Source organism: Oceanobacillus picturae, from assembly GCF_000612865.1.
In the GTDB taxonomy this organism is placed as follows: Bacteria; Bacillota; Bacilli; order Bacillales; family Amphibacillaceae; genus Oceanobacillus_B; species Oceanobacillus_B jordanicus.
The window spans coordinates 255406-271828 of the sequence record NZ_CCAX010000003.1 but is presented as its reverse complement, the minus strand read 5'-3'; the positions used below and the strand labels follow the sequence as shown (position 1 = coordinate 271828).

The window sequence follows — 16423 nt, the reverse complement described above, 5'->3', positions numbered from 1 at the left end:
GGGTTCTTCGGACTCGTGCTGTTCCCACAGGAGTCTTCGCATTTTCCTTCGCTTAAGCGTGATCTAGATTCAAAACAGAAAAAAACAGCCGGGCCATCGAAGTATTTTGCAGAAATAATTCAAATGGTCCGGCTGTTGCTTTGCTTATATTATTTAATTAATTGTACCCACTCTTTTTAAGTTATTACTTAATTGCTTTGTTTATTTTTAATTTCTTTCCTTTGACTGTTGTATTCTCCATGGCTTGTATTACGACGGAGCCTTTTCCATTTAGGATATCGACATAAGACATTTGGTCATGGATGGTGATAATGCCGATGTCCTCTGCTGAGACGCCTGGGATTTTGGCAATTGTTCCAACAAAGTCAACAGCACGAATCTTCTTCTTTTTGCCACCATTGAAATGAAGTTTCATAATGTCCTGATTAATTCGGGCGGTTTTATTATTTCTTACAATGCGTCTGCTGCTAAGTTTTTCTTCGAAGGCAGCTTTTCCACTAGCCACTTCCTGTGGGCTGGGAGCTTCTATAGTAGGTATTTCAAAGCCGATGTATTTTTCAATTGCTTTAAGGAATTTCCCTTCAAAAGGTGTAGAAAACGTCATGGCTTTTCCTTTATTTCCGGCACGGCCGGTTCTTCCGGTTCGGTGTACATAGCTCTCTTTTTCCATAGGAACGTCGTAGTTGATGACGAGTGTTACATTATCAATATCAATCCCTCTAGCAGCTACATCAGTGGCCACGAGATAGCGGAAGTTCCCCATTTTGAACCCTTCCATAACAGCGAAACGGTCTTCTTGTTCCAGTCCCCCGTGGAGTCTCTCACAAGGATAACCAGCTTTATCTAGTTCGCTGTACACTGTATCTACATGTTCTTTCGTTCGGCAGAAAATCAGGCAGCTATCTGGATTTTCTACAACGGTGATATCTTTAAGAAGTGAAATCTTTTCTTCTTCTCTCACTTTAATTAAGAAATGTTCAATGGACTCGGCCGTTACCCCAGTAGATTCAATCTCAATCTGAGTAGGATTTTTCATATATTTATAGCAAAGATTTTCAACATCTTTAGGCAAGGTAGCAGAAAAGACCATGGTTACGCGGTTTGAAGGTAATGCTTGGATAATCGCTTCCACTTCATCAATGAAACCTCTATTAAGCATCTCATCAGCTTCGTCTATAATAAGATACTTTATTTGATCCAAATCTAGGGTTTCTCGATCAATGTGGTCCTTGACCCGGCCAGGTGTCCCAACGACTACATGCGTTGTTTGTTTCAATTCATCCTTTTGTTTTGTAAAAGGTTCTTTTCCATAGACGGCTACTGCCTTCATACGTTTAAACCTGCCGATATTCGTGATATCTTCGCGGACTTGAACGGCAAGCTCCCTTGTTGGGGTAAGGATGAGAGCCTGTGGTTTCTTTTCCTCCCATTCAATCATATTGCAAACAGGAATACCAAAGGAAGCCGTCTTTCCGCTACCAGTTTGAGCTTTTACGACAAGGTCTTGGTTCTCCATTGCTAATGGGATGACTTTACTTTGAACTTCTGTTGGCGTTTCGTATTTTAACACAGCAAGTGCTCTTTTTATTTCGTCGCTTACTTGATAATCCGCAAAACTTCTTTTACTCATTATATAACCTCTTTAATTGTTTTTTTTCGTCATATGTATAGGATTCTCTCCAAGAAATATCATATGCATGATCTGAATATGCTTCATTATACTTGAAAAATACGAAAGATATTGGCTTTTCTACTAAATTTAATATTAAATGACCAATTTTATACTTTTGATCAGCACCCCATACCAATTGGTTATACCCTATGACATATTGGTATTTTGATAATGAAGGTTTGTTTGCTAAGCTTTTAAAGTAGTAAGGTATTTGTTTTTGGGAGCTGGTCGATATATTCATTTTATATTTTATTATTGGTTTACTCGCCTCAACGCTTGGGGCTATTGCTGGTTTAGGTGGTGGGGTCATTATCAAACCAGTGTTAGATTTTTTTGGTGATTTTGATTTACCGACCATAGGTGTCTTATCCGCTGCCACCGTTCTAGCAATGGCAACCATGTCGTTAATCAAACTTAAGAACAAGGAAGTACAAGTTGATAAAGCAGTTAGTTCCATTCTTGCTGGAGGCTCTATTCTTGGCGGGGTTGTAGGGAAGAGTATCTTTAACGTTATTGCGGTGTCTATGAACATTCCAACCATCACGGCAATTATCCAATCCTCTGTCTTAGCGGCGCTGTTAACGCTTGTCTTTATTTATTTTCTTAAGAAAGATAAAGTAAAATCGTTAGCTTTTAAAAATAAAGCTGGTATTTTTTCCATCGGCCTTGCATTAGGTTTTTTATCGGCATTTCTGGGAATTGGGGGAGGTCCATTAAATGTTACGGTGTTGATTTTATTGTTTGCTATGAATACAAAGAGTGCGGCTGTTAATTCTATTTTTATTATATTTTTCTCTCAATTATCTGCACTGCTGCTCATTGCCTTTACCACTGGATATGCGGAATATGATTTGTCCATGTTACTTTACATGATCCCTGGAGGTATTTTGGGTGGGATTATTGGCTCAAATTTTAGCGTTAAACTGACAGATAACCAAATAGACAAGATATTTAGTGTTACGATTTTGGTTATTATTTTTATTAACCTATATAATATTGTGGAGGTCACTTTCCTCTAATAAAACATACTAAAGGTAGTATGTTTTTTTCGTTTATCACTTTATACTTAAAGAAAAGACGTTATAAGAAGGAGACATAAACATGAATATAGATACATTAAGTATCTTTTGTCTCGTTGTAGATACAGGTAGTATTAGTCAAGCAGCTAAGTTATCTTACGTTTCCCAACCTGCTGTTACCAAGCAGATCCACCAGTTGGAAACAACATATAATGCATTGTTATTTGACCGAACAGACGGCAGATTAACGTTAACAGAGAGTGGACAGACCCTGTACCCGTTTGCAAAAGCTATTGTAGCCGATTTTAATCGTTCAAAAGCGGCTGTTTCCGACAATTTAAAGGGGTATCACGATTCCCTTAATGTTGGGGCGAGTTTAACGATTGGGGAGTACCTTCTCCCAGGGATGTTAGGGCAATTGAAAAAGAACTATCCAACTGTTAACGTATCGCTATTGGTAGAGAATACGCCACGCGTAATCGAAGCATTGCTAGATGATGTAATTGACCTTGCCTTGGTAGAAGGGGAGGTATTGAATGACAATGTTCTCGTGGAAGCTATTACCGAGGACGAGTTAGTACTGATTCATTCCCCAGAACACCCATGGGCAGAGCGCAACGCAATCCACATAGCCGAATTAGCGCACGAGCAAATGCTGTGGCGAGAACCAGCCTCTGGTACAAGATTAATTATTGAGAATTTCCTCAGAAAGTATCAAGTATTGGATAAGATACAAAGCTATATGGACCTAGGTAGCACCCAAGCCATTAAAAGTGCGGTAGAAGCAGGGCTTGGTGTTAGTATTGTCTCGAAACTAGCGGTTGCAAGGGAGCTTGAACAGGGGATATTGTGTGCAACGAAGCTTGACGAGGTTCAACTTAAACGAAACCTATGGCTTGTAAAGAAAAAACAACGCTTTAGTAAAAATAGTGTTGGTACTTTTGAAGCGTTTATAAAGGAAAACAGGTTGTAGAGTACCATTTTATAGTTGTGAATTACATATAAGCAACATTCATTTAGGGAGGATAAGATGGACATAGAACAACAGCTTTACCAATCAGCAATCGAATTAATAGAAGATAGATACCCTTCTGGATGGGGAGGCGCCGCTGCAATGTATACGGAAAGCGGGCAAATCCTCACCAGTGTAGCACCAGATGTTATTGTTGCTTCCACAGAGTTATGTATAGAAACAGGCGCTATTCTAGAAGCGCATAAGCTTAATACGAAAGTAACGCATACTATCTGTGTCGTACGGGAGGATGAAAATGCTCCGTTTACGATTTTAACTCCATGTGGTGTATGTCAAGAAAGGCTTTTTTACTGGGGAGAAGATGTTAAAGCAGCAGTAACCAATCATTCTAATGAAATTCAATTTAAAACATTAAAGGAAATTCAGCCGTATCATTGGTATAAAGCTTATAAGTAATGAATATTCCCCTACTTCCCTTTTTTAAAGGGCTGGGTTCATAGCAACCCTCATCCTTTATTTAAGAGCATAGGATTCTTATATTGACTTTGTTACTAAAAAAGTGGCAAAGATGATACGATAAGAACCACGGATTTACCAACTAAAATGGCAGAAATTTTTATCATAGATAAAGAAGGTACGTTTATGAGTAAATGGTATAAAGTTGATAATGCAGGTAAGGTGTTTCACGCAGTAACAGAAGCCTCTAATTCCTCCGTATACCGTGTTTCTGTACTAATGAAAGACATGATAGACGAGGAGATATTGCAAGAGGCGCTCGATCACGTCATCAAACGATTCCCGACACTAGCTGTCAAAGTACGCAAAGGGATCTTTTGGGACTTTATGGAGAGTAATGAAGAAAAACTTAGCGTTCAGCAGGAAACGACCTACCCCTGTCACCCCATTCATCCAAAGGAGAATAATGGCTATTTGTTCAAAGTCTTATATTTTAACAAACGAATAGCGGTGGAAATTTTTCATTCCCTTACAGACGGTACAGGAGCAGTTGAGTTTCTTAAAACATTAATTTATCAATATTTAACATTGCAAGGAGAAGACATAGCAGTAGACGGGGATGCGTTATTATTTTCGGATCAAGTGCCAAGTAAGTATGAAACAGAAGATAGTTTTGAAAAGTATTATCAGAAGTCGACTCGAAATTATCTTCAGGATAAAGTACAGCGAGCTTTTCAGATTAAAGGAACGCCATTTGACCCTTCAGGCGTAAATGTTATTCATGGCGTAATCCGTGCTTCGGCTTTAAATCATGTTGCAAAGCAAAAGGGCATGTCTGTAACGGAATTTATTACCGCAGTGCTCATCCATGCGATTTATTCCGAAACAATGAAGTACGGCGTATACAATGAAAATATTACAATAGCGCTGCCTGCTAATCTCCGTCGCAAATTTCCTTCCATAACATTAAGAAACTTCTTTTCTGTAGTCAATGTAAGGGTGGATGTCTCGGGTGAAATTACATTAGAGGATATTATTAAAACAGTATCGGAGCAACTAAGAAGTAAGACGGATAGACAGCACTTACAGGATGGGATCAATCGACACGTGCAGCTACAAAAGAGCTTAAAAACAAGAATTGTACCATTGTCCATAAAGTATCATGCGATGCGCTACGGGTTTAGACATTATGGGGAATTAGCGAAAACGCTCACACTAACTAATCTAGGAAGCATTAATCTGCCTGACTCGATGAAAAGTTATATTGAAAGAATGGAAGTTGTCCTGTATCCCACCAAAAATAGTCCCATTAATTGTGGAATCTCTTCTGTTAATGACCAAATGACCATAACGTTTACGCGCTCGATTGTAGAATCGGAAATAATTAAGTCGTTCTTCAATCAACTGTCTCGTTTAACAGGCCTTAATGTGGAAGTTTACTCCAATAATTGGGGGGAGACGAAATGAATTACTGCAATCATTGTGGGGTGTCGGTCGATCACGTGACATGTCCCTTATGTCATCGTAAAGTAGCTGAATCAATAGATAATGAGGTAAAGTTATATCCAGACTATCCAGATATGACACTGAAAAAAAGAAGGACATTTATCGCAAAGTTAGTGACCTTTCTATCTATTGTTACGGCAAGTACATGTTTTGTTATAAACCTTTTAATAAATCCAGACTATCTTTGGTCGCTGTATGTAGTAGGCGGGGCGCTTTATCTTTTCGTAACAATGAACCATACAATCCTTTCATCAGCACATACAGGCTCGAAAATTGTTTTACAGGTAATAAGCCTATCTAGTGTGCTGGTAATCATGGACATAACATCAGTTTTCCAGCGGTGGTCAGTAAATTTTGCCATCCCTTTGATAATTATTATCGCTACGCTTATGATAACCATCATTATTTTAAAAAAACGAATGCGCTGGCGGGAATATGTGGGCTATATATTAGCCATGATTGGGATCGGTTTTGTTCCCATTGGCTTGTATATTACCGGGATTGCTACAATCCTCTGGGCATGCGCAGGAACTTCTCTCTATGCACTGCTAACACTTATTGGCATGCTGTTATTTTCATCCAAAACATTTAAAGAGGAGTTCATTCGACGGTTTCATCTATGAGCGAGCTTTTTGTAAAAGGAAATCTACTTCTGCCAATGTAACCAATTGACACGAACTAGTTTTCCTGTCATAATCTACTTAATTGCATATGGTACCTTTAATTCAGTCCAGAGAGGCTGACAAGGACAGCGGATTTTTACAATACACGAGGAGTAGGTGTGCTTTACCCTATGCTGGTGTATTGTATAAAAAAAGAGGCTAATTGTCAGGTTAACTGGTAATTAGCCTCTTTTTTTGCTGTGATTTTTGGTGCCGGAAAAATCATAGTTGGGGGAATAATGATGAAAAAAATAGATGTTGAGTATTCATTACAAGCAGTACCACAGTCAGAACGAAATAATTTTTGGAAGACATTATCCGTTATGCTCGGATTTACGTTCTTCTCTGCAAGTATGCTAGCTGGTGGGGAATTGGGGGCTGGCCTATCATTCTCACAATTTATTTTAATCATGTTAATCGGAAATATAGCGCTTGGTATGTATACAGGATCGCTTGCTTATATTGCGGCAAAGACAGGCTTGTCTACACATCTTCTGGCTAAATACGCGTTTGGTGAAAAGGGATCGTATTTGCCATCCTTTTTACTAGGATTTACGCAGGTTGGCTGGTTTGGTGTTGGAGTGGCGATGTTTGCTGTGCCTGTCGCAACCGCCATGGATTGGAATGTCTATGCTTTAATCTTTATCTTTGGAGTTGCCATTACAGCATCAGCTATCTTTGGCATGAAAGCTTTAGTCGTCTTAGGATTTATTGCTGTACCTGCGATTGCAATTTTAGGAAGCTATTCTGTATTTGAAGCAACAGAGTACATGGGGGGTTTTGATACACTGTGGAGCTATGAACCTACAGAAACCTTGACGGTAGCGGCAGCTCTTACGATTTGCGTTGGCTCCTTTATTAGTGGCGGAACGTTAACACCAGATTTTGCGCGGTTTGCCAAGACATCACGTTCTGCAGTAGTAGCAACGGTTATCGCGTTTTTCTTAGGAAACTCTCTGATGTTCCTATTTGGCGCAGTCGGAGCAATGTCTTACGGACTACCAGATATTTCAGAAGTGATGTTTTTACAAGGATTAATGATTCCGGCGATTATCGTGTTAGGGTTAAATATTTGGACAACCAATGACAATGCCCTCTATGCATCAGGTCTAGGGTTTGCGAATATCACCAAGCTTCCTAAAAAGGTATTTGTTGTCGTAAATGGGCTCGTTGGGACATTGCTCGCCATGTGGATGTACAACAACTTTGTCGGCTTCTTAAACATACTGGGCGCAGCTATCCCTTCTATTGGGGCAATCATTATCGCGGACTATTTCTTTGTTAGAAAAAGGAAGTATGGTACGTTTAAAGAAATGACGTTTAAACCAGTAAACTGGGTTGCGATTGGGGCATGGGCAAGTGGTGTTGTAATTGCACAGCTAGCACCAGGAATTACTCCATTAAATGCCTTAATTGGAACAGCAACTGTTTATATCGTATTTATGTATCTCGCATCAATAAAAATGAAAAAAGAAGAAGCACCCGTTTTAAGGAAGGCCGACTAGGAAAGGCTGGCTTGGGGGAAACCCCACTGTTTGAAGGTTCACTTTATACATTCTTATTTTAGAAAAAGGGAGATTTCACATGCTCATAAAAAATGCAACATTACGTGGAAAAGAAGGACATTGGCATATATTGATTGAAGATGGCAAGTTTGCTGCTATTACACAAAATCTTGAGGAAGTTTCGGGTATAGAAGAGGTAATTGACGCAAAGGGCGCACTTGTTTTACCGCCATTCATTGAGCCACATATTCATTTAGATACAACCTTAACTGCTGGAGAGCCGGAATGGAATCAAAGCGGCACCCTTTTTGAAGGAATCCAACGTTGGTCTCAGCGCAAGGAGTCGTTAACACAGGAAGATGTGAAGACAAGAGCGAAAAAGGCACTAAAATGGCAAATTGCACAAGGAATCCAACATGTTCGGACACATGTTGATGTAACGGACCCTAGTCTGACTGCATTAAAAGCGATGCTCGAAGTGAAGAAAGAAATGGCGGACTTTGTTGACATTCAGCTTGTCGCGTTTCCGCAAGAGGGGATTCAATCTTTCCCAAATGGTGTCGAATTACTTGAAGAGGCATTGAAATTGGGTGCGGATGTTGTGGGTGGTATTCCTCACTTTGAATTCACAAGAGAATATGGTGTGGAGTCGATGAAGACAGCCTTTGATCTAGCTGAGAAATATGATCTTCTAGTAGATATCCACTGTGATGAAATCGATGACGAGCAGTCTCGATTTGTGGAAGTGGTAGCCAAAGAAGCATACGAACGTGGCATGGGCGAGCGAACAACTGCGAGCCATACCACAGCAATGGGCTCTTACAATGATGCCTATACAACGAAATTATTCCGCCTATTGAAGCTCTCGAACATTAACTTTGTATCCAATCCACTGGTGAACATTCATTTGCAGGGAAGATTTGATACGTATCCGAAGCGCCGTGGATTAACGCGGGTAAAAGAATTACAAGAAGCTGGATTAAACATTTGCTTCGGCCATGATGATATCTTTGATCCATGGTATCCTCTCGGAACAGGAAATATGCTTCAGGTATTGCATATGGGAATTCATGCATCACAATTAATGGGCTATGAGCAGATTGTAAACTCGATTGATTTGATCACGAAAAACAGTGCGAAGACTTTGCATATTGAAGACAAATACGGAATTGAAGAAGGAAAGCCAGCAAACTTCATCGTCATGACAGCAGAGAATGAATATGAAGTGATTCGCAAGCAGGCTGCAGTACGGTACTCCTTCCGAAATGGCAAGCTGATTTCCCAAACAAAACCAAGTGAAACAGCGATTACCTTGGGAAATGCAACAGAGAGAGTTACATTTGATCGATAATAGAAGAGATGAGGGCACACCTTTTGTTGGTGTGCTCTTTTTTTGGAGGTAACTAGGATATTTATGAGAGTTGAAACAATTTTGCCGTTCGTACGTATTGAATAATGATATCCCTCTTACACATATAGACCCTATTGTGTCGGAAGAACAAGTCGACCAAATTTCTGACAAGATAAATTTATGGTATGACTTCTATGAAAGAAGTTTAATTTGGCGGTTTGGACACATCCCCGTTGAATGGAAAGAGGGAGAAAAGGAAGCGTTAGAACATTAAAACAGGTGATTGTAATTGGTTATGGATAGTTTAGGATTATTTCCCGGGTAATTAACTTTTTAACAATTCTAAGTAGTAAAATAACTATTGATCTTTTATAATATATATGAAGACATCTCATGTAACCAACTCCGATAAAAAAACATGTATTTATTAGGAGGGTATTAAAGTGGGAACATCAAAAGAAATCAGAGTAGAAGCAACTGTGCAAGCACCAATAGGCAAGGTTTGGAAGTATTGGACAGAGCCAGACCACATTAAACAATGGAACAATGCTTCAGATGATTGGCACACGCCATTTGCAGAAAATGATCTTAGAGTAGGTGGGACATTTGTTTCAAGAATGGAAGCCAAAGATGGCAGTACTGGTTTCGACTTTGGTGGAATCTATGATGAAGTAACATTACATGAGGTTATTGCTTACACCATGGCGGATGGAAGAAAAGTAAAAATCGTTTTTAAAGGTGATGACAAGGAAACAGAGGTCGTGGAGACGTTTGATGCAGACGCTTCACATCCAGCAGAGTTTCAGCAACAAGGTTGGCAGGCAATCCTGAACAATTTCAAAAACTATGTAGAACAAAATGAACACTAAATTTATAAGTCATTAAAAGAATAATGGCGTATCTGACTATGTAATGACAGATACACCATTTTTGTTTTTCTCGCTTTATCCCGCCTCAACTGGCAGTAACACCCCCACCAAATGAAGTTTCACTTTATGACTCTTCCTCTAATTCCACGATTTTGTTGGTAATCAAATCCTGTTCCTGTTGAGCAACTTCACTCGAAATGATATCTTCCTTTAACAAATGCCCAACGGCTTCGTGTTGCGCGTATAGCGAATGTTTTAAGAGGGCGATTTCTTGTTTTTTTCTAAGTTCAGGGTGTTTATGGAAAAGCGCATTGATATCATTGTGCAATTTAGTACGTTGCTTTTTATACTCATCGACAACAGATTCTGAAACCAATTCGGTTATAAACAAGTTCTTTTTTACCTTATTGATTTCTTCAATTCCCGTCTCATAACGATGCGCACGGGCGATAAGGGCTTCATACTTTTGGTAACCTTCTTCTTTTTTATTCACGCCAAGCCATGTTATCAGCGGTTTAATGGAAAGGCCCTGCACGACAAGCGAGTACAAGACGACACTAAAGGCAAGAATTAAGATCTCCTCGCGACCTTCAAAATCCCTCGGAAGACTAAGGACAAGTGCGATGGATAGGGATCCTTTTAGACCGCCCCAATTTAAAATATGCTTCCAGGAGAGTGGGATGTTTCTATTGAACAGAAGGCTGCCATAGACTGCGAAGCTTCTAGCGATTAGCACGATTAAAATGGCAGTGAAAATAAGCCCCCAATGCTCAGCTACATTAATCCGTGTTATTTCTAATCCCACCATTAAAAAGACGAGAGAATTGGCTAGCAGTGTTACGACATCCCAAAAGTTACTGATGTTTAGTTTGGTGGCAGGGCTCATACCAATCTTTGAACCATAATTTCCAAAAATAAGAGCGGCAACCACAACGGCAATAACTCCAGAAGCCTCGAAGCTTTCCGCAAGTAAGAAGGCACCATAGAAAAGAATAATGCTAAATATAATTTCTAATGGGTAATCATCAAAGTATCGAGTGAGACGCGAAAAGCCATAGCCAAGTAATCCACCAATAAGTAATCCTAAGGAGATAACTTTAATAAATTCCCATACACCATGTCCAGCACCTATTATCCCCATGTCGAGGTAGGAGATCAGGGAGAAAGCGGAAATATTGAATAAGACAACCGCTAATCCATCATTAAACAGACTTTCCCCTTCAATTACTGTAGAAAGTCTCTTTTTCACACCGACACTCTTGAAGAGGGATAAAACACTAACAGGGTCTGTAGCACTCATTAACGCTGCAAATACAAAGGCTGCAGGGATGGAAAGTCCAAGTAGCCATAAGGATGAAAAACCAATGATTAGAAAGGATAAAAAGGTCCCACCAAACGCAAGTGCCAAAATGGGTTTTTTGTTTTCATTTAAATGGGAAAAAGGGAGCTTTAACGCTGCTTCCCCTAATAAAGCAGGTAAGAACAATGTGATAATAACAAAGTTAAAAACCTCTCCTTCTGTAATAAAGTCTTTTAATGGCTCTAATACAGGAATGTTCACCAGCCCAATGATAGCCCCGACAATGACTAACGCAATGGGGTAGGGCTGTTTAAATTTCTTTGCAATCGCCGTAATTCCTGCTGCAATCATAACTAAAATAAGACCAAGTTCAAAAATATGATGTAAATCCAAGTCATACATGATTCGTTCCTCCTGTTAATACGGTTTTCTTTTCGATATAATTCATACTTCCCTATTAAAGGAAAAACATTTCTTACTATGTTGATTTAGAATCAATGAATACACTATAAAAAACAATGGAACCTAATTCCTGTATTGAAAAGGAGAAGAAATTTCATTACAGTAAGGAGGAGAGTCATATAAAATGCGTTATAAAGAGTAGGTGATAGATATGGCATTTATCATGTCTGATATTGTAGCTTCTCATGCAAAGTCTAATAATGAATAGGCGAATCTTTGCATGAGTTACCATTAAAAAATATATTCGTCTAAAGTAATTATAGGCTTTGCCCCTTATTTTCCATATTACGGATAAGGAGCTGTCTATGATGAGCTATGTTAAAGCGAATTCCATTTTACCAGAAGAGTTAATAAAAGAAATTCAGCAGTACATTCAAGGTGAAACGATATATATACCGAAAGAGAAGTCAAGCTATCAAAAGTGGGGATCGTCTTCTGGAGCAAGAAAGGCGATTGCTGAAAGAAACGCTTCCATTAAAAACGCCTATAAAGATGGGTTTTCAATAGATGATTTAGCGGAAGAATATTATCTGTCAGTAGATACCATTAAGAAGATTATCTATTCTAGCTAGACATAAGGAGATCATGAAGCACGGGAAGTCTTTCTGAAAGGATGATTTCCGGTGCTTTCGTATATGCATACAACGAATAGAAAGGCTCTGCCTATGTACAAAACGTTTTTTAATTGTTTTCTGCATAGGAATAAGAGGGTTTCTTTTCTATAATGGGTAAGGAATCTGAGTTACGTTTAAAGATTGGAGAGATAGAAATGGAGCCTTTTATTCGGGTGGACCAATTCAATTTCATTGCACGGCAAGCACAAGATTTAGTTAATGGCCACTCAACCTCTAATGAAAAAGCCGTATTGGGCGCATTAGAATCAATGGCTAGAGAAAGAGTATTAGCATTAATACCTGCAATTACAGAAGAACAGGCACAGTTACTTCAACCTATTACATTGGTGGATGATAAAGATAAAGCGGAAAGGTTTTTATCACAGTTGAAACCATACGTCATTCCGTTTCAAGTGACAGAGCAAGGAATCAAAAAATTGTTTCCTAAAGTTAAAAAGTTAAAAATACCAGCTTTACAAGAATTAGACTTGCAGCAATTATGTTATTTGAGCTGGATTGATTACAGTACGAATAAAAAGTTTATTGTGCTGAAACATAATGGGAAATTAACGGGGTTACACGGTTCCTTCGAGATGATAAAACAGAAAGGGATATGTTCCATTTGTCATAAACATGAAGAGGTAGGTTTGTTCCTTGCACATAAAAAGGGAAAAGTACAAGGGACGTTTACCAAGAAAGGGAATTATATCTGCCGAGACAATGAAACATGTAACCAGAACATTACCTCACTCGATTATTTACATGACTTTGTACATCGGTTAAAAGCTTAAAAAGGTGAGAAAAGTAACAGGCTTATCCGCTGGGGACAAGCCTGTTTTTTTAGATGGTTTCCAACACATTCCCTTTCTTAGCTTCCACGTTTCGATAAACCAACGCTAACAACATGGCTGGAATGGTACAAACGACCATGCCAATAAAAGCAAACCGTGGTTCGATCTCATATAAAAAGCCACCGAATATGGTGAATACTGCTGTGCTCCAGCTAAGCGCTAATGCAGAGTAGATGCCCTGTGCCTTTGGTATCTGTACTTGCGGAATATTGTTAATTAAGTATTTCATAAAGGCATAATGCGCCATCGCAAAGGAAAATGCATGGAGAACTTGCGCAATACTAAAGATAACGACACTTGGAAAGGCAAATACGGCAATCCAACGTACAGAGGAACCAATTGCTGACAGTGTTAGTAATGCTCCCACTGAAAAATTACCAAACCTTCTATCGGCAATAGAGAAAAAGATGATTTCAGCTATAACCCCAATGTTAATAATAAGACCGATTAAGTATGTTGGTGCGTTGATATCCTGTAAAAAAATATAACCATAATTGTAGTAACTCGCATGTGCTGCCTGTAGTAATATAACAATGAAAAGTACGAGGCTAAAATGTTTGATTTTGAATACAGAGAAAAGCCCAATCTTTTGTGTTTGATCGGCTGGTGGTTTTACAGATAAGACAGCGGGTGCTTGCAACAGACTAAGCACCACAAAAGCTACTATTCCTAGTAATAGCGCCCAAAAAATGATCTCATCGCCAAACTTTGCTGTGAAAATGGTAAGTACCATGCCAATGGAAACAAACCCAATCGATCCCCACTGGCGGCTTCTCCCATAATGTTTTAATTGTTTGTTTTGTACCAGTACACCAGCAGCACTATCTAATGCAGGCATAAGTGCAGGATAGAAAAGGTGCAGAAGGATGGTGGCTCCCATTAAACTCGTAAAGGAGCTTGCCGGAATGTAAGCGATAAGGGCAATGAATGTCCCAATCCCTGCTATGTTTAATAATCGCTTACTGCTCACCTTATCGGAAAGGTACGGAAAAGCAAATAAGGTAGAGAGTCCTCTTGCGACCAAGCCTACACTCATGATTAAACTAGCTTCTGAAACAGAGATGCCTTTTGTATAAATCATCCACCCGGCCCAATAGGGTAGAAAAATGCCCCATGTCATAAAAAAACTAAAAAATCGTATGCCCATCCAACGTTGTGTATTCATTCTATATCCCCCTCATTGATTGCATGATATCATGGAAAGAAAAGAGAAAATATGAGATATCTCCTATTTTGAGGTGAATTATGGAAATTTATAAAGCGAGCAAAAAACACCAATATGTAGAAAACCACTCAATTGAACATTTGTTTTCTGCCTCGGTAGAAGCGTATTTGGAGGTACATGAATATCAGCGTGATGATTGGATTATTCAAGAAGGAACGAGGCCTGACTTTCTATATTACGTGGTAGAGGGAAAAGCAAAGATCTATATCACCCATCAAAATGGGAAAGTATCGCTAATTAATTTTATCAATGCCAATGAATTTATTGGGGAAATGGAATTACTGCATGATGTGTATTACACAAAGGGGATTCAAGCCTCAACAAAGACCATTTGTTTCGCTCTGCCGATGCATTACTACCGAAGGCAACTGATGGAAGATGCGAAATTCTTGCGCGAACTAACGCGGTTTTTAAGCGTAAAGGCAACCCAGATGGCAATGAAATATACGCAAAGTCTTGCCTTCCCACTTGAAAACAGACTTGCTGATTTCATCCTGCAAACGGCAGATAACGGGATTTATAAAGAGAAACATGTTACAGTTTGTGATTATCTGGGTGTTTCTTACAGACATTTATTACATGTGCTAACTCAATTCACTGAAAAGCATTACTTACAAAAGGATGGCCGGAAATATCATATTGAGCAATATGATGCTTTGAAAGGTCTGTCCCAAGCGTTAAAGAATAAATAAGAAAAAGCCAGGCCCTACAGTTTGGTGCAGTGGCCTGGCCTTTTCTTATTACACTCCTGGGAACCAACCGGGTGTGTTTATGATATTTTTCCAAAGTGGGTCTGGTACTACTAATTCTTCTTGCTTCTCTTTATTAATTTCCGTAATAATTTCACTTTCTCTTCCTTCGGCTATCTTTTGAACCCAATCAGGATCAATAATGAGCTCTCTACCTAGGGCAAGAAGTGGGACACCTGTATTGAATGCTAGTTTCGCATCTTCTGCAGTATAAATAGAACCTACACCGATTAAAGGTACACGCTCGCCAATTGTTTCAAGCAGGTGTGCGATACGAGTTTTCTCTAAATCCTCTACACCTCGTCTTGGCTTAGAGAAGAAGTCGAACAAGGAAACATGTAAGTAATCTAGGCTTTTATCTGCTAACACGTCTACTAAATGAAGTGTCTCTTCCATCGTAATTCCTGGTGTTTCAGGCTCTTCCGGAGAAAAACGATATCCCACGATAAAGGAGTCATCTGCATGTTCCGCAACGACGCTTTGTACTTTATCAACAATAGCAAGTGGGAAAGTCATGCGTTTTTCCAGGCTTCCACCAAACCGGTCCTCACGTAGGTTGGAATGTGGAGAAAAGAATTGCTGGATTAAGTAGCCGTTCGCTCCATGTATTTCCACACCATCATAACCTGCTTCAATGGCACGACGAGTTGTTTCACCAAAAGCTTCAATAATCTCTTCTACCTCTTCTTCGCGTAAAGGACGTGGCTTGGCAGCACCTTCTCGATCCGCTGGAACGTCACTTGCGCTCACAACATCGCCACCTGGAACAAGATCTGTGGGACTCATTTTTCCAGCATGGAAAATTTGTAAGATGGCTTTAGCGCCTTGTGCTTGTATTGCTTTTGCTAGTTTGCTTAAGCTCGGGATCATGGCATCACGATCGGCCGCAAATTCATTAGGAAATCCTTTTCCACTTGGAATAACATATGTTGTAGCCGTGATGACCATGCTTACGCCTTTAGAACGGCGAGCATAGTAGTCCACCTCTGCATCCGTTACGGTTCCATCGGGATTGGATGAAGAGTTTGTCATTGGCGCCATCACTAAGCGGTTCTTTAATTCAACACCATTTTTTAACGTTAATGGAGAAAACAAATCTTGATATTCTGGGTTCATTTTTTACTCCTCCTTGTTCTCGATATGATAATAGATCAAGGTGGGTTTGTATAATATTATGCTCGCTAATCGCTTTCATTGAGCTGAGTTTGA

17 protein-coding genes are annotated in these 16423 nt (G+C 39.4%); 12 read left to right on the top strand and 5 right to left on the bottom strand.

Annotated features, from left to right (window positions below; all coding sequences use genetic code 11):
• Nucleotides 1-184: 184 nt before the first annotated feature.
• Nucleotides 185-1630: a DEAD/DEAH box helicase gene (locus BN988_RS15785; RefSeq protein WP_036577962.1), complete on the bottom strand. Its 1446-nt coding sequence runs from the start codon at nt 1628-1630 to the stop codon at nt 185-187.
• A complete protein-coding gene (locus BN988_RS19245; protein WP_231495261.1) occupies nt 1623-2030 on the bottom strand; it encodes a hypothetical protein in 408 nt (135 codons plus the stop codon). The genes BN988_RS15785 and BN988_RS19245 overlap by 8 nt, the downstream gene beginning before the upstream one ends.
• Here BN988_RS19245 and BN988_RS15775 point away from each other — a divergent pair.
• From BN988_RS15775 to BN988_RS15735, 9 genes are all read left to right on the top strand, one after another.
• On the top strand, nt 1912-2691 hold the full coding sequence (locus BN988_RS15775) for a sulfite exporter TauE/SafE family protein (protein WP_231495268.1): 780 nt from the start codon (nt 1912-1914) through the stop codon (nt 2689-2691). The two genes, BN988_RS19245 and BN988_RS15775, sit on opposite strands and share 119 nt — an antisense overlap.
• Nucleotides 2692-2773: 82 nt before the next feature.
• Complete coding sequence (locus BN988_RS15770) at nt 2774-3664, top strand: LysR family transcriptional regulator (RefSeq protein WP_036577955.1); 891 nt, start codon at nt 2774-2776, stop codon at nt 3662-3664.
• Nucleotides 3665-3721: 57 nt separating this feature from the next.
• Entirely contained in the window at nt 3722-4120 is a 399-nt protein-coding gene (locus BN988_RS15765) for a cytidine deaminase (RefSeq protein ID WP_036577954.1), read from the top strand.
• 186 nt (nt 4121-4306) lie between these two features.
• On the top strand, nt 4307-5587 hold the full coding sequence (locus BN988_RS15760) for an alcohol acetyltransferase (RefSeq protein WP_036577952.1): 1281 nt from the start codon (nt 4307-4309) through the stop codon (nt 5585-5587).
• Nucleotides 5584-6249, top strand: coding sequence for a DUF6320 domain-containing protein (locus BN988_RS15755; protein WP_036577950.1), 666 nt, complete (start codon nt 5584-5586; stop codon nt 6247-6249). Before BN988_RS15760 ends, BN988_RS15755 begins: the two co-directional genes overlap by 4 nt.
• 281 nt (nt 6250-6530) lie before the next feature.
• Nucleotides 6531-7793, top strand: a complete 1263-nt coding sequence (gene codB / locus BN988_RS15750) for a cytosine permease (RefSeq protein WP_036577948.1) — start codon at nt 6531-6533, stop codon at nt 7791-7793.
• A gap of 79 nt (nt 7794-7872) precedes the next feature.
• A complete protein-coding gene (locus BN988_RS15745) occupies nt 7873-9144 on the top strand; it encodes a cytosine deaminase (RefSeq protein WP_036577947.1) in 1272 nt (423 codons plus the stop codon).
• A 70-nt stretch (nt 9145-9214) separates the two neighbouring features.
• On the top strand, nt 9215-9418 hold the full coding sequence (locus BN988_RS15740) for a hypothetical protein (RefSeq protein WP_036577945.1): 204 nt from the start codon (nt 9215-9217) through the stop codon (nt 9416-9418).
• A 163-nt stretch (nt 9419-9581) separates the two neighbouring features.
• A complete protein-coding gene (locus tag BN988_RS15735; RefSeq protein ID WP_390620623.1) occupies nt 9582-10013 on the top strand; it encodes an SRPBCC family protein in 432 nt (143 codons plus the stop codon).
• A 124-nt stretch (nt 10014-10137) separates the two neighbouring features.
• Here BN988_RS15735 and BN988_RS15730 read toward each other — a convergent pair whose 3' ends face one another.
• Complete coding sequence (locus BN988_RS15730) at nt 10138-11715, bottom strand: Na+/H+ antiporter (RefSeq protein ID WP_036577941.1); 1578 nt, start codon at nt 11713-11715, stop codon at nt 10138-10140.
• A gap of 368 nt (nt 11716-12083) precedes the next feature.
• On the opposite strand from BN988_RS15730, the gene BN988_RS15725 reads away from it, so the two are divergent.
• Both BN988_RS15725 and BN988_RS15720 read left to right on the top strand, forming a co-directional pair.
• Nucleotides 12084-12347 (top strand): CD3324 family protein, encoded by a 264-nt coding sequence (locus tag BN988_RS15725; protein WP_036577939.1) that lies wholly within the window; start codon nt 12084-12086, stop codon nt 12345-12347.
• A gap of 197 nt (nt 12348-12544) precedes the next feature.
• Nucleotides 12545-13180 (top strand): FusB/FusC family EF-G-binding protein, encoded by a 636-nt coding sequence (locus BN988_RS15720; protein ID WP_036578297.1) that lies wholly within the window; start codon nt 12545-12547, stop codon nt 13178-13180.
• A gap of 49 nt (nt 13181-13229) precedes the next feature.
• Here the strand turns inward: BN988_RS15720 and BN988_RS15715 are convergent, their stop codons facing one another.
• Nucleotides 13230-14405 carry an MFS transporter gene (locus BN988_RS15715; RefSeq protein WP_036577937.1) on the bottom strand — a complete coding sequence of 392 codons (1176 nt, stop codon included), beginning with the start codon at nt 14403-14405 and terminating at the stop codon, nt 13230-13232.
• Nucleotides 14406-14485: 80 nt separating this feature from the next.
• On the opposite strand from BN988_RS15715, the gene yeiL reads away from it, so the two are divergent.
• A complete protein-coding gene (gene yeiL, locus BN988_RS15710; protein ID WP_036577934.1) occupies nt 14486-15157 on the top strand; it encodes a transcriptional regulator YeiL in 672 nt (223 codons plus the stop codon).
• 48 nt (nt 15158-15205) lie between these two features.
• On the opposite strand, the gene BN988_RS15705 is transcribed toward yeiL, so the two are convergent.
• Nucleotides 15206-16330, bottom strand: coding sequence for an NADH-dependent flavin oxidoreductase (locus BN988_RS15705; RefSeq protein WP_036577932.1), 1125 nt, complete (start codon nt 16328-16330; stop codon nt 15206-15208).
• Nucleotides 16331-16423: the final 93 nt, after the last annotated feature.